The sequence below is a fragment of the Anaerobacillus sp. MEB173 genome (genome assembly GCF_052119505.1).
GTDB lineage: Bacteria > Bacillota > Bacilli > Bacillales > JBJMAU01 > JBJMAU01.
On the sequence record NZ_JBJMAU010000005.1, the window covers coordinates 202579 to 222055 of the forward strand.

19 protein-coding genes are annotated in these 19477 nt (G+C 38.2%); 8 read left to right on the forward strand and 11 right to left on the reverse strand.

Annotated elements, in window-relative coordinates; all coding sequences use genetic code 11:
* Positions 1-2: 2 nt before the first annotated feature.
* The 5 genes from trxA to ACJ2A9_RS12820 all read right to left on the reverse strand — a co-directional run bounded on the left by trxA (position 3) and on the right by ACJ2A9_RS12820 (position 3935).
* The gene (trxA, locus tag ACJ2A9_RS12800; RefSeq protein ID WP_441422053.1) at positions 3-317 is read right to left on the reverse strand and encodes a thioredoxin; all 315 of its coding nucleotides are present in this window, start codon (positions 315-317) and stop codon (positions 3-5) included.
* Positions 318-616: 299 nt separating this feature from the next.
* Positions 617-1594, reverse strand: a complete 978-nt coding sequence (locus ACJ2A9_RS12805; RefSeq protein WP_441422054.1) for an electron transfer flavoprotein subunit alpha/FixB family protein — start codon at positions 1592-1594, stop codon at positions 617-619.
* Between the two features lie 15 nt (positions 1595-1609).
* The gene (locus tag ACJ2A9_RS12810; RefSeq protein ID WP_441422055.1) at positions 1610-2380 is read right to left on the reverse strand and encodes an electron transfer flavoprotein subunit beta/FixA family protein; all 771 of its coding nucleotides are present in this window, start codon (positions 2378-2380) and stop codon (positions 1610-1612) included.
* A 139-nt stretch (positions 2381-2519) separates the two neighbouring features.
* Complete coding sequence (locus tag ACJ2A9_RS12815) at positions 2520-3293, reverse strand: enoyl-CoA hydratase (RefSeq protein ID WP_441422056.1); 774 nt, start codon at positions 3291-3293, stop codon at positions 2520-2522.
* A 54-nt stretch (positions 3294-3347) separates the two neighbouring features.
* The gene (locus tag ACJ2A9_RS12820) at positions 3348-3935 is read right to left on the reverse strand and encodes a TetR/AcrR family transcriptional regulator (protein WP_441422057.1); all 588 of its coding nucleotides are present in this window, start codon (positions 3933-3935) and stop codon (positions 3348-3350) included.
* 171 nt (positions 3936-4106) lie between these two features.
* Here ACJ2A9_RS12820 and ACJ2A9_RS12825 point away from each other — a divergent pair, with 171 nt between their 5' ends.
* The 4 genes from ACJ2A9_RS12825 to ACJ2A9_RS12840 all read left to right on the forward strand — a co-directional run bounded on the left by ACJ2A9_RS12825 (position 4107) and on the right by ACJ2A9_RS12840 (position 7100).
* Complete coding sequence (locus ACJ2A9_RS12825; protein ID WP_441422058.1) at positions 4107-5498, forward strand: cbb3-type cytochrome c oxidase subunit I; 1392 nt, start codon at positions 4107-4109, stop codon at positions 5496-5498.
* Between the two features lie 24 nt (positions 5499-5522).
* Positions 5523-6044 carry a cbb3-type cytochrome c oxidase subunit II gene (locus ACJ2A9_RS12830; RefSeq protein ID WP_441422059.1) on the forward strand — a complete coding sequence of 174 codons (522 nt, stop codon included), beginning with the start codon at positions 5523-5525 and terminating at the stop codon, positions 6042-6044.
* Between the two features lie 33 nt (positions 6045-6077).
* Positions 6078-6530 carry a c-type cytochrome gene (locus tag ACJ2A9_RS12835; protein ID WP_441422060.1) on the forward strand — a complete coding sequence of 151 codons (453 nt, stop codon included), beginning with the start codon at positions 6078-6080 and terminating at the stop codon, positions 6528-6530.
* 69 nt (positions 6531-6599) lie between these two features.
* On the forward strand, positions 6600-7100 hold the full coding sequence (locus ACJ2A9_RS12840; protein WP_441422061.1) for a DUF1269 domain-containing protein: 501 nt from the start codon (positions 6600-6602) through the stop codon (positions 7098-7100).
* Between the two features lie 69 nt (positions 7101-7169).
* Here ACJ2A9_RS12840 and ACJ2A9_RS12845 read toward each other — a convergent pair whose 3' ends face one another.
* The 6 genes from ACJ2A9_RS12845 to zapA form a co-directional block, all read right to left on the reverse strand.
* Positions 7170-8873, reverse strand: a complete 1704-nt coding sequence (locus ACJ2A9_RS12845) for an AMP-binding protein (RefSeq protein ID WP_441422062.1) — start codon at positions 8871-8873, stop codon at positions 7170-7172.
* A 424-nt stretch (positions 8874-9297) separates the two neighbouring features.
* Entirely contained in the window at positions 9298-9711 is a 414-nt protein-coding gene (locus tag ACJ2A9_RS12850; RefSeq protein WP_441422063.1) for a DUF350 domain-containing protein, read from the reverse strand.
* A 19-nt stretch (positions 9712-9730) separates the two neighbouring features.
* The gene (locus ACJ2A9_RS12855; RefSeq protein ID WP_441422064.1) at positions 9731-12091 is read right to left on the reverse strand and encodes an endonuclease MutS2; all 2361 of its coding nucleotides are present in this window, start codon (positions 12089-12091) and stop codon (positions 9731-9733) included.
* A gap of 64 nt (positions 12092-12155) precedes the next feature.
* Positions 12156-13871, reverse strand: coding sequence for a DNA polymerase/3'-5' exonuclease PolX (gene polX, locus ACJ2A9_RS12860; RefSeq protein ID WP_441422065.1), 1716 nt, complete (start codon positions 13869-13871; stop codon positions 12156-12158).
* A gap of 138 nt (positions 13872-14009) precedes the next feature.
* Positions 14010-14549 (reverse strand): CvpA family protein, encoded by a 540-nt coding sequence (locus tag ACJ2A9_RS12865; RefSeq protein WP_441422066.1) that lies wholly within the window; start codon positions 14547-14549, stop codon positions 14010-14012.
* A 6-nt stretch (positions 14550-14555) separates the two neighbouring features.
* Positions 14556-14819, reverse strand: coding sequence for a cell division protein ZapA (gene zapA, locus ACJ2A9_RS12870; RefSeq protein ID WP_441422067.1), 264 nt, complete (start codon positions 14817-14819; stop codon positions 14556-14558).
* A 251-nt stretch (positions 14820-15070) separates the two neighbouring features.
* Between zapA and rnhC the strand changes: the two genes are divergently transcribed.
* The 4 genes from rnhC (at position 15071) to ACJ2A9_RS12890 (ending at position 19442) form a co-directional block, all read left to right on the forward strand.
* Positions 15071-16006 (forward strand): ribonuclease HIII, encoded by a 936-nt coding sequence (gene rnhC / locus ACJ2A9_RS12875; protein ID WP_441422068.1) that lies wholly within the window; start codon positions 15071-15073, stop codon positions 16004-16006.
* A gap of 172 nt (positions 16007-16178) precedes the next feature.
* Complete coding sequence (locus ACJ2A9_RS12880; protein WP_441422069.1) at positions 16179-17582, forward strand: sigma-54 interaction domain-containing protein; 1404 nt, start codon at positions 16179-16181, stop codon at positions 17580-17582.
* 129 nt (positions 17583-17711) lie between these two features.
* A complete protein-coding gene (gene ablA, locus ACJ2A9_RS12885) occupies positions 17712-19112 on the forward strand; it encodes a lysine 2,3-aminomutase (RefSeq protein WP_441422070.1) in 1401 nt (466 codons plus the stop codon).
* 51 nt (positions 19113-19163) lie between these two features.
* A complete protein-coding gene (locus tag ACJ2A9_RS12890; RefSeq protein WP_441422071.1) occupies positions 19164-19442 on the forward strand; it encodes a YokU family protein in 279 nt (92 codons plus the stop codon).
* The last annotated feature ends 35 nt before the right edge of the window (positions 19443-19477 follow it).

The following is a 19477-nucleotide window of genomic DNA, read 5'->3' on the forward strand; positions in this document are numbered from 1 at the left end:
TATTATAAATGTTTATTTAGTAATTCAGCAAGAGCATCTTTTGGTTGAAAACCTACAACTGTATCAACAACTTCTCCATTTTTCATAACCATTAACGTAGGGATACTCATTACACCAAACTTGCTCGCTGTTTCTTGGTTTTCGTCAACATCAAGTTTTGCGATTTTTACTTTGTCTCCCATTTCTGTTGAAAGTTCCTCTAAAACAGGTGCGATCATTTTACAAGGTCCACACCACGGAGCCCAAAAATCAACCAATACTACACCATCACCAGTTTCAGCAGCGAAATTTTGATCTGATACATTTACAATTGCCATTATTATTCCTCCCTCATTCACTAGAGGCAATCCTTTACCTATTTAAAGTACGCCCCTGAGTATATCTCATTTCATACAAAAGTATATCATCGTTTTCCACTATATACTAATAAATTGCTTACAAGTTTTATGTTTCCCAAATTCCTTTAATTTAGAATGTAGAATTTAGAATTTAGAATTTAGAATTAAAACCTTCTAAGGCTAATCAAGAAGTCTGCTTTGAGCTACTTGCAATAATTCTACATTCTAAATTTTCAATTCTAAATTAACAAAAAAGCGAGCATTCGCTCGCTTTTTTGTTATGCTTTTACGATTACATTTTTTAATTCTTCTGTAAGTAATGGAACAACTTCAAACAGGTCACCAACGATTCCATAATCAGCGATGCTGAAAATTGTTGCTTCTGGGTCTTTGTTGATTGCAACGATTACTTTTGAGTTACTCATTCCAGCTACGTGTTGGATCGCACCAGAAATACCGCAAGCGATATAAAGGTCTGGTGTTACAACTTTTCCTGTTTGACCAATTTGTAATGAGTAGTCACAATATTCAGCGTCACACGCACCACGAGAAGCGCCGACTGCACCACCTAATACGTCCGCAAGCTCTTGAAGTGGTTTGAAGCCATCTTCACTCTTCACACCACGTCCTCCTGCAACGATTACTTTCGCTTCAGAAAGGTCAATTCCTCCAGCTGTTTTACGAACGATGTCTTTAATGATTGTACGTAAATCTTTGATTTCAACGTCCATAGATGTAACATCACCAGTACGTGACTCATCTTTTTCTAGTGGTGTAATATTGTTCGGACGGATCGATGCAAATACGATACCATCTTGAACGACTTTCTTTTCAAATGCTTTACCAGAATAAATTGGACGAGTAAAGATCACTTCTTCACCAACAACTTCAAGACTTACAGCATCAGAAACTAAACCAGATTTAATTTTCGCTGCAATACGAGGTGAAACGTCCTTACCGATTGCTGTATGTCCAAGAATGAATCCTTCTGGTTTTTCAGCGTCAATCACTTGCAGGATTGCTTGAGAATATGCATCTGGAGTGTATGCTTTCAGGTCTGCATTTTCTACTGTAATCACACGGTCAGCGCCATATTGAATTAATTCATTTGCTAAGCTGCTTACACTTTCCCCAAGTAATAAACCTACTACTTCTCCGCCATTTGCTACAAGTCTCGCTGCTGCAACAGCTTCAAACGATACGTTACGTAATTCGCCATCACGAATTTCACCTAATACTAGTACTTTTTTTGCCATGTTGATCCCCTCCCATTAAATGACTTTCGCTTCTGTCTTTAATAACGATACAAGTTCTTTTACTTGTTGATCTGTGTCACCTTCAAGAATTTTCCCTGCTTCTTTAGCCGGTGGTAAAAATCTATCGACAGTCTTTGTTTTTGCTTCTACATCATCTTCATCCAAGTCTAAATCATCTAAATCCAATGTCTCCAAAGGCTTTTTCTTCGCCTTCATAATACCAGGTAAAGACGGATAACGCGGCTCATTTAACCCCTGTTGGCACGTAACAAGAACCGGAAGTGCAACCTCAACCACTTCAAGATCTCCTTCTACGTCGCGCTCAATTGTAGCTGTACCGCCGTCAACTGTAAGCTTTGTAATTGTCGTTACAGCAGAAATTCCCAGCTCTTCAGCTAAACGAGGTCCAACTTGACCAGATCCACCATCAACAGCTACGTTACCAGCTAGAATAATGTCTGCATCTTTATCCTTTAAGTAAGCAGCTAAAATTGTTGAAGTTGAGAATTGATCTCCATCTTCTACATCTTCACTATCAATAAGGACTGCTTTGTCAGCGCCCATTGCAAGTGCTGTACGAAGCTCTTTCTCTGCTTCTTCTTCCCCGACTGTAACAACTGTTACTTCTCCACCATGCGCATCACGTAAAGTGATAGCTTCTTCAACCGCATACTCGTCGTAAGGGTTAATAATAAATTCGGCACCATCTTCACTTATCTTTCCATTATTGATAGTAATCTTTTCTTCAGTGTCAAAGGTACGCTTTAAAACAACAACGATATTCATAGTATTCCCTCCCTAAGTTAGTGCTGTAATTGTATAGTTAGACTGCTTGATGTCAATTGTTTCATCAAGTAGTGGTTCTCATAATTTCTCAAAAATTACATTTGTTTTATATTTTCGGAAAATAGATAATATAAAAATATTATTTATTTTTGAAATCAGGCTTTCTTTTTTCAATGAATGCTTTGATTCCTTCTTGACCATCGTAAGAATCAAACACTTTTCCAAACAGCTCAGCTTCTTTTGCAACACCTTCCTGGAATTTGCTATCGGTTGCATAAGTTAATAACTCTAAAATATAACTGATTGAAACAGCACTTTTCTTCGTGATCTTCCCAGCAAGCTCATAAGCTTTATCCATAAGTTCTTCTTCTGGGTATGCATGATTTGCCAGGCCTAATGATACTGCCTCAACACCTGTTACAGGCTCACTCGTTAATAACATTTCAGTTGCCTTGCCCACTCCCACTAAGCGAGGAAGACGTTGGCTGCCTGCAAAACCTGGAACAAGTCCTAGTTGTAATTCTGGTAATCCTAACTTTGCATTTTCACTAACTAAGCGGATGTGACAAGCCATCGCTAGTTCTAAGCCGCCTCCTAGTGCAGCACCGTGAATCGCAGCAATTACCGGTTTTGAAAATTGTTCGATACGATCAAATAAACGTTGACCATATGCGCCTAATGAAGCAAAATCATCACCAGATTTCACTTCTGTAAATTCTTTAATATCTGCACCTGCAGCAAAGAATCGGCCTTCACCATGGAGAACAATCACTTTCACTTCTTCATCTGCTTCTAGATCATTAAAGACTACAGATAACTCCTTCAAAATCGGTTGTGCCAAAGCGTTTGCAGGGGGACGATTTAAAGTCACAGTAGCGATAAAATTTTCTTTTTTCACGTTTACATATTGCATGTTTTAACCAAACTCCTCCCATTATTACCTTCTACACGTAAAGTGTATAATATATTATCTATTACAAAAACCGTTCAATAATAACTTATAAACTGGCTTTGCAAGAGATACAAGGTCATATTTGTGTTCGTTCATTACCCAATTGGTCACAATTTCATCTAACGTACCAAAAATCATTTGTCTAGCAAGCCTTATATCTAGATCATCATGAAAGAAACCGCTTTCTTTCCCTTCAATTAATAATCGATCAATTAGCTCTAGATAATGCTTTAGTACATCATTGATCTTGTTACGAAGAACACTATTTGATTGCCTTAATTCTAGCTGTGTAACCTTGGCGAGCGAGCGCTCAGCCGACAGGTGCTTAAAGTGAATTTCAATCAATATATATAACTTCTCTTCAATCGACGAAATTCCTTCTATTTCTTTTTCAATTTTTTGAACAAATTGACCCATTTTTTCTCGAAATAAAGAAACAAGAATATCATCTTTGTTTTTAAAATAAAGATAAATGGTCCCATCTGCTACTCCAGCTTGTTTGGCAATCTTAGAAACTTGAGCTTGATGATACCCATGCTTAGCAATAACAGTGACAGCAGCATCAATAATTTGTTCATACTTAATCCCTTTACGTTTGGCCACAATGTGTTCCTCCCTGAAATATGAATGAGCATTCATTCATATTTCTAATTCTATTCCAATGTACCTTTCCTGTCAATTGCTTATTTTTCCTCTCACTACAAATTTTGGAGAATAAGGAATTATCTTTTGGTAATAGTAAGCTTAGATGGTACATAGGAAGGAGCATACAGAATGGCAACGCTTTCAACAAAAGATGAATATCTACCGTCAAAAATCTTTTTTTACTCCTCATTAATCTGGATTTTTGTCGGGATGCTTTATGGATTAATTCTTGCTTTAAAATTTATGTGGCCTGACTTCTTAGCATGGGGGCCTCTTCAAATTTATTTCCAATATGGCCGCATTCGCCCTGTTCACACAAATGTCATTTTATTCGGTTGGCTGACAATGGCTAATATCGGTGCTATCTTTTATGTTATACCGAAACTGTGCAGAAATCAATTAGCATTTCCTCGTTTAGCCACAATTGTAGGTATAGGTTGGAATATTCTTATTGTCCTCGCCATCATTACTTTATCCTTAGGTTATACGACGACGGCCGAATACGCTGAGCTTCCACTATGGTTAGATGTGTATGTGGTACTCCTTGTTCTAGCTGTGGCAAATATATGCTTTACAACAATTGCCAGAAGAAATGAAAAGCAGCTATATGTTAGTTTATGGTACTTTATGGGCTCATTAATTTGGTTACCAGGACTATATGTGATTGGTAATCTTCCGTACAAATTATTATCAGGCGTTCCCCAATATTTAATTTTTTGGTTTTACGGTCACAACATTATCGGGCTATGGTTTACAACAGTCGGAGTCGGTCTCATTTACTACTTACTCCCGTACTTAACAAAAAATCCTTTATATAGCCATAAGCTTTCACTGATCGGTTTTTGGACAATTGCTACGTTTTATGTTTGGAATGGTCCACATCATTTACAAAATGGCCCTATCCCTTTATGGCTGATGAAAGCAGGCGTTATTCCCTCTGTACTCCTCATTATTCCAGTTTGGGCGGTATTGGCGAATATTTTTGGAACGATGAAAGGAAAGTGGCACGTTGTTTCCCATAATACGAATCTCAAGTTTCTCGTGACTGGTGGTATCTTCTACCTTATCACCTGTTTGCAAGGCCCTTTTCAATCTTTGCAGGGACCGAGCTCTGTTGTTAAATTTACTGATTGGGTCCCTGGACATGCACATTTGCCTGTATTCGGGGGATTTTCGTTTGTTGTCTTTGCGGTAATGTATTATACCATCCCAAAAATCACCTATCGCGAGATTTATTCAAAAAAAATGATGGAAAGTCACTATTGGCTCTCCACCATTGGTCTCCTCTTATTCGCCTTTAGTACATGGACAGCTGGGGTATTTGAAGGATTTGCATGGATTGAAGGCGGACAATATGGATTGCAGTTCACTGAAATGCTGATCGCGATGCAGCCATTTTTCTGGATACGATCGCTTGGTGGTTTATTCATGTTTGTTGCGCAGTTTATCTTTATATGGAATTTATACCAAACTCATCGAAAAGGAGAACGGATTCCAAAAACAAATGAAAGTACAGCCTAATGGAAAAGGAGGGGACAAAGAGATATGAGTGGTTTTCATAATGAACGTTCCATGCTGACTTTTATCTTTGGTGCACTTGTTTTATTCCTCTTAGGAACCTTTGGTACAGCATACTTACCTTTTTATGATGATCAAATGCAAGTTCCGAGTGAAAACGCTGAAATGCGGAACTTCGCTGTAGATTCCCCAGAGTACAGAGGACGGGAAGTGTATATTCGTGAAGGTTGTCATACTTGTCATACTCAATTTGTCCGCCCAGTACTTGCTGACAGCAGTCTCGGCCCCGTCGCTCAACCAGGAGATTATTATTACGAGGCCCCTGCCATGCTTGGTTCAAAGCGTACCGGCGCCGATCTAATGTGGGTCGGCAACCGTTGGAATGCTGATTGGCACCGTGAGCACTTAAAGAACCCGCAAAAAATGTTGCCGGGTAGTATTATGCCAAGATATGACTATTTAAGTGACGAAGATATCGAGAATTTAATTGCATATATGATGGCATTAAAACCTTCTCCACAAACAGAAGGGAGACCAGTCGGCTCATAGCTATAAAAAGGCTTATGAATAGAGGTGAATGGGATGGATAATGATCAAAACAATAAGTCTGCTTCATCAAATGAAAATGAAACTTTGAAACAAAGTGAAAAGATTGAGCCACAAACAAAGCAAGTAGAAGATATGGCCGAAGACATCCGTATGGGGGATGCAAAAGTTCCGCGCTTTCTTATTTTTACATATGTCCTTTTAGGTTTATGGGCCTTTGGTTACGCCTTATTAGCGGTTCCTCTTAACCAGGTTTCTGAAGTTTCTGCTGATGGAGAAACTATTTTTAGTCAAAGTTGCTTTGGCTGTCACAATGTTACTGACGAATTTAAGATTGGTCCCGGGATGCAAGGAGTTTCCGAGCGGTATTCAGAGGAAGAATTGCAAAAAATCTTAGTAAACGGTATTGGTGAAATGCCATCCTTACCGGCATTAGGATTAAATACGGAACAAATAAAGGCGGTTAAGGACTATATTGAAACACTTTAGGGAGTTTAGAGTTTAGAGTTTAGAGTTTAGAGTTGAAGGTTAATAGGCTTGTGACTAAGGGGGTTGATTATGGGAAAGCCGCATATAATCGCAACATTTTATGATCTTTCTAGAGCCGAGCATGCTTTTCATGATTTGCTAAACGTTGTTCCTCGTGATGATATCTCATTTGTACATCGCCCTGATCCGGAAAGTATGGAAGAAAATGATCTTAGCAGTGATCCACCTTTAAATGGGGTCTTGATTGGCTCTGCAATTGGAGGGGTAGGTGGAATCCTGACTGGACTGAGCATGCTTCTATTCCCTGGTATCGGCATTATTATGGCTGCCGGGCCTATCTATGGTGCCCTTGCCGGGGCTACTGCAGGTGGTATCGTTGGCGGCCTCGTCGATTTAGGTGTTAACAGATATGAAGCTGAAGAAATTGAAAAACATATTAAAGGTGGAGCAGCTATGCTTACAATAGAAGCTGCCACACCAGAAACATATGAAACGGTCACCTCCATCCTCCACCAACATGGCGCCGATTATATTAATGATGAACAAATTGTTGATGATAATTTTAGTTGAAAGTTGAAAGTTGAAAGAAAAGGCGATGCAATCGTGGCTGCACCGCCTTTTCAGCTCTAAACTCTAAACTCAATTATTCGACGCCTCTTCTGAAAACTTCTTTTCCTCCTCTTCAATCAGTACCCGCTTGAGCACTTTGCCAATAATTGTTTTTGGTAATTCATCACGAAATTCGTATAATTTTGGAACTTTATATGCAGCTAAATGTTTACGGCAAAATGTGTTAAGCTCCTGTTCAGTACATATCTTTCCTTCCTTAAGAACAATAAATGCCTTTACGGTTTCACCACGATATGGATCAGGGACACCAATGGCAACGGCTTCTTTTACACTTTCATGCTCATATAATACTTCCTCAATTTCTCTTGGATAAATGTTAAATCCACCCGCATTGATCATATCCTTTTTCCGGTCAACAATATAGAAGAACCCTTCCTCATCATAATACCCCATATCTCCTGTTAAAAACCAATCGTCATGGAATGCCTCATCTGTTTCCTTTGGGCGATTCCAATAGCCTTTCATCACTTGCGGACCGCGAATCATCAGTTCACCAATTTCATTTGGACCAGCTAAATCACCTGTCTCTGCTTGCAATACAGCTACCTCTGTGTCGGGCCAAGGAATGCCAATACTACCTGTTTTTCGATACTCCCAGATAAGATTTGATATAGCAACAGGCGAAGTTTCCGTTAAACCATACCCTTCAACTAATTTTCCTCCCGTTAATTTTTCAAACTGCTGCTGCACTTCTACCGGTAAGGCGGCAGATCCACTAAGGCATGCTTCAACTGTCGAGAGGTCATAATCTGCCAAGTTCGGATGATTTAATAGAGCAATATACATCGTTGGTGCACCCGGAAATAATGTCACTTTTTGCTTCTCAATCATTTGTAATACTTGCTTCGGGTCAAATTTAGGAACAATCACTAATTTTGACTGATACATAATGGCTAAGTTCATACAAACTGTCATCCCGTACACATGAAAAAAAGGTAATGCTGCCAGTGTACATTCTTCACCCTTCTTCATTTTGTACATCCAGGATACACACTGCATTGTATTCGCCACCAGATTATAATGGGTCAGCATGACTCCTTTAGCAGGACCTGTTGTCCCACCTGTATATTGTAATAGTGCAAGATCTTCTTTCGGGTTAATCTCAACATCAATTTTACGTCCAATTCCTTCGTTAAGAAATGCAGGGAAATGGTGAATATTCCTTCTATACGTAATGTCAACTTTTAGCCCTGTATTTTTCTTTTGAATAAATGGGTAAATGATATTTTTTGGAAATGGAAGGTAATCCTTAATGCCCGTTACAATGATATGCTCTAATTTTGTGTTTGATTTCACTTTCGAAACACGAGGATAGACAAGGTCGAGGCAAATCATAACTTTTGCACCTGAATCAATTAATTGATGTTCAAGTTCTCGTTCAACATAAAGAGGATTCGTTTGGACAACCACTGCTCCTGCTAATAACGCTCCATAATAGCTAATGACTCCTTGTGGGCAATTTGCAAGCATAATTGCCACACGATCACCCTTCTTGACACCGATGGACAAGAGCTGATTTGCAAATTTTAATGCCGAGTAGTACAACTCACGAAAAGTTAGCTCCTTACCTAAAAAATAGAGTGCAGTCTTTTCTGGATTTTCATCAGCTGCCTCTAATAAATAGGACTGTAAAGTTCTTTCTTCATAAGAAATTGACTTAGAAATTTCAGGCGGATAATGTCGCAGCCAAATTTTTTTTGCTTTGATCCCCATAGAGCATCCTCCTCCTTAGTGTCTCTCCCTTCTATCCAAAACATCCCACTCCATGTGCATTACCTCTCTATCTGTTTTCTAGAATGTTTCGATTTGTTATTGGTATAATTCAATACTTATTAGTCTATAAATATGCCAATCCATTTGATGTCATGCATTTTCAGAAATAAAAAAACAACCTCAATAATTGAGATTGCTTTTTTAACAATAACTTTACGCAATAAAAAATAAATAGATAAAACCAGCTAAAACGAAACCCGCACAACAAACAAATAAGACTTTCCAAAGCGTTTCCAAATACCCCAACTCCACTAAAATTAAAATTTAAAATGTAAAATGTAAAGTTGTTTTAGTTATTCAAGGATGTTTTCTTAACGCATCCTGATTATGCTTACTTCCGATTTTAAATTATAAATTTTACATTTTACATTGAAAAAATGCTTGCTCCGATGATGAAGGAGAGGGAGATTGAAATAATCATCGACATCAAGCCTACAGCACGATTATCATTTCCAATCTCTTCATCGACACGAAATTTTGGTGTTAAAAATTCAAACATAAAATAACCAATTAATAATAAAACAAAACCAAAAACTCCCCATCCTAACATCGTTAAAAATGAATCATTATGACGAATCGAAAAATGAAAGATATTTGCCAAACCAAAGAGTTTCCCCCCTGTTGCCATGGCAACAGATAGATTCCCTTTTTTTATTTCATCCCAATTTCGATAGGAGGTTACTAATTCAAAGACTGCCAAAAACACAATTATCGCTAAAACTACGACACTATAGTTAGCGGCCGTTTTCACAAAAGCATAATTAAAAAAAGTCTCCATTAGGTCCCTCCTCATTATGTTATTTCAGTTCAACAACTGTTACACCAAGACCGCCTTCGTTCATCCCGCCATAGCGTATCCCTTTTACATTACGATGTTTTTTTAAAAGCTGCTGTACGCCATTTCTTAATGCGCCTGTACCTTTCCCATGAATAATCGAAACTTGAGGATGCCCAGCTAAGGTCGCATCATCTAGGTATTTCTCAACTAGGAGCATCGCATCTTCATACCGTTCTCCGCGTAAATCCAATTCCATTTTTACATGATTCGCATGGCTTCCTCGAACTGTAGCCAAAGGTTTCTTTTCGATCGGTTTCGGTCGATCAATAAATTCTAAATCGGTTACTGCTACTTTCATTTTCATAATACCGATTTGCACTTGATATTCCTTGTCGTTAATTTTCTCAACGATATGACCTTTCTGTCCAAAGGTCATCACCTTCACTTCATCTCCCGGCTTTAGCTCATGCTGTTTTGTGTTTTTAATTGGAGATTTTTTCTTTTTCGTTAATTTCGGTTCGGCTTGTTCTAAGCGCTTCTTAGCATCAATTAATTCATGCTCTTTTATATTAGGATTTTCTTTTTGAATTTTCCGCAGTTCTTTAATAATACTTTCAGCCTCTGCTTTTGCTTTGCCTATTGCTTCTGTCGCTTTTTCTTCCGCTTCTTCTAGCAGCTTAGCTTTTTCCTCTTCTAACGCATTTAACTGGCTAATTAACTCTTCCCTTAGCTTTTCGGCTTCTTTTCGCAGCTTAATGGCTTCTTCTCTTTCATTCGTAGCCGTTTTTTGATTTTCCTCTAATGACGCAATCATTTTTTCTACTTTATTTGTTTCGCTGCTAATTTGAGACTTGGCTTTATCAATAATATTATTATCTAATCCAAGTCGCTTTGAAATCGCAAAGGCATTACTTTTTCCTGGAACCCCAATAAGTAACCGGTACGTTGGGCGCAATGTTTTTACATCAAATTCAACACTCGCATTAATCGCACCTTTATGGTTGTATGCATATCCTTTTAATTCACTGTAGTGAGTTGTTGCCACAACCCGGGCACCACGTTGATAGACATCATCAAGTATCGCAATTGCTAATGCGGCCCCTTCAGTTGGATCTGTTCCCGCCCCGAGCTCGTCAAAGAGAACGAGACTGTTATGATCGACATTCTTTAAAATTTCTATAATGTTGACCATATGAGATGAGAACGTACTTAAACTTTGTTCAATTGACTGTTCATCACCAATATCTGCAAAAATAGAAGAGAATACAGCCATTTCCGATTCTTCCTCAGCTGGAATTTGGATACCAGATTGAGCCATTAAAGTAAGGAGCCCAATTGTTTTTAATGTGACTGTTTTTCCTCCTGTATTTGGACCAGTAATGATAATCGATGTGTAATCATGGCCTAATTCAACATCGATTGGAACAACCTCATCTGCCGGAATAAGCGGATGTCTTCCTTTACGAATTTGGATATACCCTCGGTCATTTAACTTCGGTTGTGACCCTTTGATTTCTTTACTATATAGAGCTTTTGCAAATATAAAGTCAATTTCAGCAAGCATTTTGACGTTTTGGATTAACGCTTCTCCTTCGACTGCAACTGCTTCAGAAAGTTCCCGGAGAATTTTTTCAATCTCTTGCTTTTCTTTTGCTTTTGCTTCACGAAGCTGATTATTTATTGTTACAACTGCTTGCGGCTCAATAAATAATGTTGCTCCAGAAGAAGACTGATCATGAACAATTCCACCAAATGACGTACGATATTCTTGCTTAACCGGAATCACGTATCTATCATTCCGAATGGTAATAATCGCGTCAGAGAGCATTTTTTGTTTGCTTGATGAACGAGTATATGATTCCAGTTTCGAACGAATAGAAGCTTCAAAACTACGAATTTGATGACGGATCGTTCTTAATGTTGGGCTTGCTGAATCAAGGACATGTCCATGATCATCAATCGCTTGTTTAATCTCACGTTCAACATCAGTGAGCGGCTCGATTTGTTCTACAAGTTCGGCCAAGATTGGCAATTGCACTTCTTCTTCAAACACCATCGTTTCGATGAATTTCTTGAAACGGCGCCCTCCATAAATCGTACTTGCTATATCTAATAACTCAGTTGCCTGCAACATTCCACCAATTTGGGAACGCTTGACACTCATTCGAATATCACGAATTCCCCCTAATTGAGCTTGTCCTTTTAAGCGAAGGACTTTCGCTCCTTCAAAAGTTCCGTTCTGCCAATGAATAACTTCTTCAAGATGATTTGAAGGAAGTAGTTCTTCCACTTTTTGGCGACCTAAACTTGATGCAACATGTTGTATCAGTTGTTCTTTCATCTTTTTGTACTCTAATACACGACAAACACGTTCTAACAACTGACCAACCCCCTTTCATGTCCAAATCATCAATCTATAGTATAACAATATTCTCTTGTTTGCGTTACTTGTGTCGTGAGAAGAATTGTTTTAATTCGGTAATCCCCCACGTATTAATGACAGATTCAGGTCGAATCCAGCCTTTCCTTGCGCTTGATGTCCCGATCTCCATGTAATCCAACTGATCAATATGATGGGCATCGGTATTAATCGCAAGCTTCACACCTGCTTGCTGCGCTTTCTTTAACCATGAGGCCGACAAATCTAAACGATAAGGATTTGCATTTAATTCCAATGCGGTATCCGTTTCTTTAGCAATTTCAATCAGCATATCTACATCGACATCATATCCAGCTCTTCTTCCTATTAAACGGCCAGTTGGATGAGCAATAAGATCAACGTGTTGATTATTTAAAGCAGTAATTAAACGTTTCATAATCGTTTGTCGATCTTGTGAGAAAGACGAATGAATGGCCGCTATGACAAAATCTAATTCTGCAATAATCTCATCGTCGTAATCTAACGTTCCATCAGGCAAAATATCCATTTCAATTCCAGAGAAAATCGTAAAATCCGTATACTTTTCGTTAATTCTAGCGATTTCTAATCTCTGCTGTGCTAATCTCTCCTCTGTTAAACCGTTCGCCACTCTTAAAAACTTTGAATGATCCGTGATGCAAATGTAAGAATATCCTTTTTTCCGAGCCGCTTCAGCCATTTCCTCAATTGAAAAAGCACCGTCACTCCATGTCGTATGCATGTGAAGGTCACCTTTCACATCTTGTGCCGTGATAAGTTTTACTTTATCACGAAATGCATCAACTTCATCCCCACCTTCCCTTACTTCAGGTGGGATAAATTGCAAGCCGAAATGAGTAAAAAATTCCTTCTCATTTGCAAACGTCTTGATTTCACCGGTTTCCGTATTCTCAACTCCATACTCACTTATTTTTTCACCACGGTCTTTTGCAAGCTGTCTCATCTTCACATTATGATCTTTTGACCCTGTAAAATGATGGAGCGTTGTGGCAAATTCCTTTGGTTGTACTAAGCGAAAATCAACTGAAATTGGGTATTCATAGGATAGCTCCACGGATACTTTCGTGTTTCCTTTGGCGATCACTTCAGAAATTCCCCGTATTTGCAACAACTGATCACGAACATTTTCAGGGTGATTAGTTGCAATAATAAAATCTAAGTCCTTGACCGTTTCTCTTGTCCGACGGAGACTTCCTGCTCGTGAATAATTGTCAATGCCCTCCATCATCTTTAATTGATTTTCAATTTCTTCTGCAATTGGTAATACGAATGAAATCGGTAAACGTTCCGGACGAGACCCCATTTCTGCAATGGCTGCAAGAATTTTTTCCTCTGTTTTCTTCCCAAACCCGGCTAATGCTTGAACTTTGTTTTCTTCGCAGCACGATTTTAAGGTATCAACATCGACAACCTCTAATTCCTGATACAGCTTGCCAATCTTTTTCCCGCCCAGACCTGGTAATTTTAATAAAGGTAATAATCCTGCTGGCAGCTCTGCCTTTAATTCTTCTAAAATCGATGATGTTCCGGTTGTTTTTAATTCATCAATCACTGTTGCTGTCCCTTTTCCGATCCCCTTCAATTTGGCCGGGTCTTCTATTTGCGCCAGTGTTCGCTCATCTGTCTCTAACGCCTGAGCAGCTTTTCGGTATGCAGAGATTTTAAAGCTGTTTTCTCCTTTTATTTCCATATAAATTGCAATTGTTTCTAACGCTTTTATCACATCTTTTTTCGTAATCATTCCCCGATCATGCCTCCATTTCTTCTACTATTTTACACGTTTAGCCAATAATTATCATTCTTTCACTTCTCAATAAAAGTAAAAAAAGACAATATAAAAAACCTCTCATTGAGAAGTTTTTTATGGAAATAAGCTGTATTAAAGTTCATTTCCTATCCAAAGGTCTTTTAATAAATCTGAAAGAATAGGAGTATGATCAATGATTAATTTGGCTAAGGTAGATTGGTGTAAGTGTTCTTGAATAAATTCAAGCGGGATCAAAGCTGCAATATGAAGTAGCAAAAACATAACTAAATACGTTTCGATAAATCCTAACGCTCCACCAAGCCAGCCATTCACGATTCGCAAAATCGGCATATGAGCTAAAAAATCAAACATTGATCCGATAATTTGCATCACAATTTTTGTAACAATAAATAAAATCGCAAAGGCAATACCGCTATAATAAACAGATTCTAAATTCAGCATTTCTGCAACCATTGTCACTGTACTATCACTAGGTAATTGCGGATATGGAATCCATAAACGAATGTGTGGTGCCAAATCATCAAAATACATATAGGCTACTACAAAGGATGCGATAAACCCTAAAAAGTGAAAAAGCTGAAGAACAAAACCCCTTCGCAAGCCAATAAAAAAACTACCAACTAAAATAAGTAAAAGTATTAGACTAACCATATTTAATTATTCCTCTTCTTTCTCTTGAAGCTTTTCTAACTGCTTTACCTTTTCTTTTAGTTTAATATATTCATCTACTATATTTACTGCAGTAAGTACAGCTAATTTTGTTGTATCTAAATATGGATTTAGTTTATTTATTTCTTTCATTTTGTTATCTACTAGATTTGCGACCGCTTTTACATGTTGAGATGTTTCTCTCCCAACAATAGTATATTGCTGTCCATATATTGAAACTACTGTTCGTTTTTTATCTTGCTCGCCAGCCACCAAAAAGCCTCCAATCTTAAGAAAAGCGTAAGCGCTAGACAACTTTGGCTATACTTATCATCTAAAGTTAGTTGAAAGAATCCTATTTTCTATCATAACACGAACAATCATATATGGAAATTGTAAATCGTTTCTCAATTTGTTTCATCTATACGGGTACAACCCTTTGGTTCTTCGCTTCATAATCATTTAATTATGTTTTAGCGTTTTTTGTTATACTGTAACAAGGAAAAGTAAAGGAGGCATTGCACATGTCTAATGCGGTTATCCAAGTATCCCCGGCAACAATTGATCAAATGAAACAAAAGTACAACCGTTATCTTCAATCTAAAGTTCCTACTGGAGCGGTGTTCACTGCAAAACCCCCTGGCTGTACAATAACGGCATACAAATCAGGAAAAGTTCTATTTCAAGGAAAAACTGCTTCTGATGAGGCAAGCCAATGGGGAAGTGAACAGCCTAGTAAAGCTAAGAAGTCAAGTACACCACAAAAAAAGAGTGCTTACTCCCCACCGGCTAATATAAGCGAGCTTTCGATCATTGGTTCTGATGAGGTTGGTACTGGTGATTATTTTGGTCCGATAACAGTTGTTGCAGCATTTGCAGCAAAAGAACAGTTAGAACTTCTCAAAGAGTTAGGAGTTAAAGACTCAAAGGCGTTAAAAGACCCGCAAATTGTTCAAATTGCGAAGGATATTATTCAGGTTATCCCTTATACTCTGTTAGTTCTTCACAATGAAAAATACAATGAATTACAAGCTAAAGGAATGTCACAAGGGAAAATGAAAGCATTATTACATAATCAGGCATTATTAAAACTGCAGGCAAAACTTGGTTCTGCTCATTATGACGGCATCTTAATTGATCAATTCGCTGAACCTTCGACCTATTACAATTATATAAAAGATCAAAAAAACCAAGTGAAAGAAAATGTCTATTTCAGTACACAAGGCGAAGGGGTACACTTAGCTGTCGCTGCCGCTTCAATCATCGCCCGCTATTCATTTATTCAGCAAATGGATAAATTAAGCAAACTTGCTGGATTTGACATTCCTAAAGGGGCTGGGAGCCAAGTTGATATCGCAGCAGCAAAATTAATTCAAGCAAAAGGTGAACAGGCACTTCGTACATTTACTAAACTTCATTTCGCTAATACAATGAAAGCAAAAAAATTAGCAAAAAGGTAAGTGAAGACTATTCAAAGGGCTACTAACGAGTAGCTCTTTTATTTTATTTACAGTTTCTAGTTATATCTCATCTTCATTGAATATACATAGAGTAAATGGTAATGCCGAAAATCAAGCACCAAATGCCAATAATTTTGCATCGACAATTTTTAGGTAAAGGGGGCTTTTGCCTATGTCGATTGAAGTACTGAATACTGTCCAAATGTTACATGCGATTTTAGATAGTATCGATGAAGGAATTCATGTCATTAATGAAAAAGGTGTTACGGTTTATTACAACAAAATCGCTGCCAAACATGATGGTGTTGATGTGAAGGAAGTATTGGGAAAACATTTATTGTCGGTATTCCCCTCACTAACCCCTGAAACGAGTACACTTTTGAAAGTAATAGAGACGGGAAAGCCAATTTATAATCAACAACAAACTTATACAAATGTTCGTGGCGAACTGATTGATACCGTGAATACGACCATCCCAATTATTGTCGATCATAAGTTATTTGGAGCAGTAGAAATTGCGAAAAACTTATCGAAAGTGAAACAGTTATCTGAAAAACTCCTTGACCTTCAAGCAAAAGTGAATGAGAACAAGCAAGCAAAGACGAAAAAACTTACTATACAACATACAACCTTTCAAATGAGAGATCTCATTACAAATAATGAACAATTAGATTACACAAAAAAGATTGCCTTGAAAGCTGCCCGTACATCCTCCCCGATATTAGTATACGGTGAAACAGGCACTGGTAAAGAGCTGCTCGTACAGTCGATTCACAATGCCTCCTCAAGACAAAATCAACCATTTATTGCTCAAAATTGTGCAGCCATCCCTTCAACCCTACTAGAAGGCATCCTCTTTGGCACTGTAAAAGGAAGCTTTACCGGTGCCATTGACCGCCCTGGATTATTTGAAATCGCTCATAATGGCACACTTTTTCTCGATGAAATCAATTCAATGCCACTCGACCTCCAGGCGAAGCTGTTGCGGGTACTCCAGGATGGTGTTGTTCGACGTATTGGCAGTACTAATGGTGTCGCCTATAATGTACGTATCATTACCGCATTGAATGAACGACCTCAGGAGTGTATTCGTAAGCAAGTACTCCGTGAAGACTTATACTATCGTATTAATGTTGTTTCCCTAAGGATTACTCCACTTAGAGAGCGCCCTGAAGATATTGAAAGACTAACGGAGCACTTTATCAAAAAGTATAATTATCGCTTTGAGCAGCTCGTCACTACTGTTGACAAAGATGTGATGGAATTGTTTCATCGCTATGAATGGCCTGGTAATGTGCGTGAATTGGAGCATACGATTGAAGCAGCGATGAACTTAGTTGAAGGAGATACTATTAAAAAGGAACACCTCCCCTTTCATTTCGTTGAAAGGATGAATAGTATAAGTAAGCATCAGCAAAAGATTACTCCATTAAGAGAAACGATGAAGACTGTTGAAAAAGAATTAATCGTAAAAACAATGTCCTATACAAACGGAAATATCCAACAGGCTGCAAAGCTCCTTAAAATACCACGCCAAACATTACAATATAAACTTTCAAAATATGATTTAAAGTAGAGTGCCGATTTTTTGGCGCTTTTTTTCTTTTCCATCAATACAGTATCTTGATATGACTGAAAGTAACCTTTGGCACAAAAATTGCATTTATATTTATTGAAACACCTTTATTAAAGGAGGCAACTGCTCATGTTACATGATTTATATAAACCAAAAAGACATTGGAAAGACGTAGAGCTATGGAAGGATGTTACTGAAGAGCAATGGAATGATTGGTTATGGCAGCTGACACATACAATCCGTACGCTGGATGACTTAAAAAAGGTTGTTAATTTAACACCAGACGAAGAAGAAGGCGTTAAAATTTCAACGAGAACAATCCCTCTAAACATCACACCCTATTATGCTTCTTTAATGAATCCTGATGATCCACGCTGCCCAATTCGAATGCAGTCTGTTCCAGTCTCAAAGGAAATTCAAAAAGCAAAGTATGACTTAGAGGACCCTCTATTTGAAGATGAAGATTCCCCAGTTCCTGGTTTAACTCATCGTTATCCAGACCGAGTTCTCTTTCTCGTGACAAATCAATGTTCGATGTATTGCCGTTATTGCACACGTCGGAGATTTTCCGGTCAGGTAGGAATGGGGGTACCCAAAAAACAGCTCGACGGTGCGATTGAATACATTGCAAACACACCACAAGTTCGCGACGTCCTTCTATCTGGCGGGGACGGACTTCTTATTAATGATCAAATCCTTGAATACATTCTGAAAAACTTACGAGCGATCCCTCACGTTGAAATCATTCGGATTGGGACTCGTGCTCCGGTTGTATTTCCACAACGCATCACTGAAAACTTATGTAACATTTTAAAAAAATATCACCCTGTCTGGCTAAATACTCACTTTAATACGTCACTCGAAATTACAGAGGATTCAAAGCGGGCCTGTGAAATGCTTGTTAACTCAGGTGTCCCTGTCGGAAATCAGGCTGTCATTTTAGCAGGAATAAACGACAGTACACACATCATGAAAAAATTAATGCACGATTTAGTAAAAATCCGTGTACGTCCTTATTATATTTACCAATGTGATCTTTCAGAAGGAATAAGTCATTTTCGTGCTCCAATTTCAAAAGGATTAGAAATCATTGAATCCCTTCGTGGTCATACATCTGGCTATGCCGTTCCAACATTCGTTGTTGATGCACCTGGCGGAGGAGGAAAAATTGCCTTACAACCGAATTATGTCATTTCACAAAGTCCGGCAAAAACTGTCCTTCGAAACTTTGAAGGGGTTATCACGACATATCCAGAACCTGAAAATTATGTTCCTGGAAGGGCCGATAACTACTTTAATGAATACTACGAAATTACAGACCGAGAGCCTTCTATTGGTATTCAAAGTTTGATGAACGATGATCAGTTTAATCTTGTGCCAGAAGGATTAAAGAGGTTAGATCGCCGTAAAAGCTATGAAAGTAATGCCTCCCATTCCTCATTAAAGGATAAACGACAACATCGTGACCAATTAAAAGAGAAGAAATGGCAAAAAGAACAAGAAAAGTATAAGACTGATTCTGAGTCCTAGTGATTCACGTTTCCTACCAGCTAGCATAACTTACAATGATGGTGAGAGGAGATGATTGTGGTGAAATGTCAATGGTGTCGTGCTGATAAAGCAAATCAAACGAAAAAATTAGCACACTGGGAGCTTCCGGATGGAAGACGGGCAATCACAATAACAAATATTCCATCGATACATTGCAGTAATTGTAAAATGCATTATATTGCTGATGAAACCGTAGAGAAAATTGAAGACCAATTACTGTTAATTGATACAAAAAAACTATCAAATTCAGTTAGCTATGATGCACTAATGGAAATTCCAAGAATCATTCCAAAAAACTATTTTAAATAATGAAAGTCCGGCTTCCTGATTGGAGGCTGGACTTT

Bases quoted from the DNA above. Each gene is read 5' to 3' on its own strand.
- ACJ2A9_RS12840 (WP_441422061.1), top strand. From the start codon at position 6,600: ATGGGAAAGCCGCATATAATCGCAACATTTTATGATCTTTCTAGAGCC.
- polX (WP_441422065.1), bottom strand. From the start codon at position 13,871: ATGATTACGAAAAAAGATGTGATAAAAGCGTTAGAAACAATTGCAATT.
- ACJ2A9_RS12880 (WP_441422069.1), top strand. From the start codon at position 16,179: ATGTCGATTGAAGTACTGAATACTGTCCAAATGTTACATGCGATTTTA.
- trxA (WP_441422053.1), bottom strand. From the start codon at position 317: ATGGCAATTGTAAATGTATCAGATCAAAATTTCGCTGCTGAAACTGGT.
- ACJ2A9_RS12890 (WP_441422071.1), top strand. From the start codon at position 19,164: ATGATTGTGGTGAAATGTCAATGGTGTCGTGCTGATAAAGCAAATCAA.
- ACJ2A9_RS12845 (WP_441422062.1), bottom strand. From the start codon at position 8,873: ATGGGGATCAAAGCAAAAAAAATTTGGCTGCGACATTATCCGCCTGAA.
- ACJ2A9_RS12835 (WP_441422060.1), top strand. From the start codon at position 6,078: ATGGATAATGATCAAAACAATAAGTCTGCTTCATCAAATGAAAATGAA.
- rnhC (WP_441422068.1), top strand. From the start codon at position 15,071: ATGTCTAATGCGGTTATCCAAGTATCCCCGGCAACAATTGATCAAATG.
- ablA (WP_441422070.1), top strand. From the start codon at position 17,712: ATGTTACATGATTTATATAAACCAAAAAGACATTGGAAAGACGTAGAG.
- ACJ2A9_RS12865 (WP_441422066.1), bottom strand. From the start codon at position 14,549: ATGGTTAGTCTAATACTTTTACTTATTTTAGTTGGTAGTTTTTTTATT.
- ACJ2A9_RS12805 (WP_441422054.1), bottom strand. From the start codon at position 1,594: ATGGCAAAAAAAGTACTAGTATTAGGTGAAATTCGTGATGGCGAATTA.
- ACJ2A9_RS12850 (WP_441422063.1), bottom strand. From the start codon at position 9,711: ATGGAGACTTTTTTTAATTATGCTTTTGTGAAAACGGCCGCTAACTAT.
- ACJ2A9_RS12825 (WP_441422058.1), top strand. From the start codon at position 4,107: ATGGCAACGCTTTCAACAAAAGATGAATATCTACCGTCAAAAATCTTT.
- ACJ2A9_RS12815 (WP_441422056.1), bottom strand. From the start codon at position 3,293: ATGCAATATGTAAACGTGAAAAAAGAAAATTTTATCGCTACTGTGACT.
- ACJ2A9_RS12830 (WP_441422059.1), top strand. From the start codon at position 5,523: ATGAGTGGTTTTCATAATGAACGTTCCATGCTGACTTTTATCTTTGGT.
- ACJ2A9_RS12810 (WP_441422055.1), bottom strand. From the start codon at position 2,380: ATGAATATCGTTGTTGTTTTAAAGCGTACCTTTGACACTGAAGAAAAG.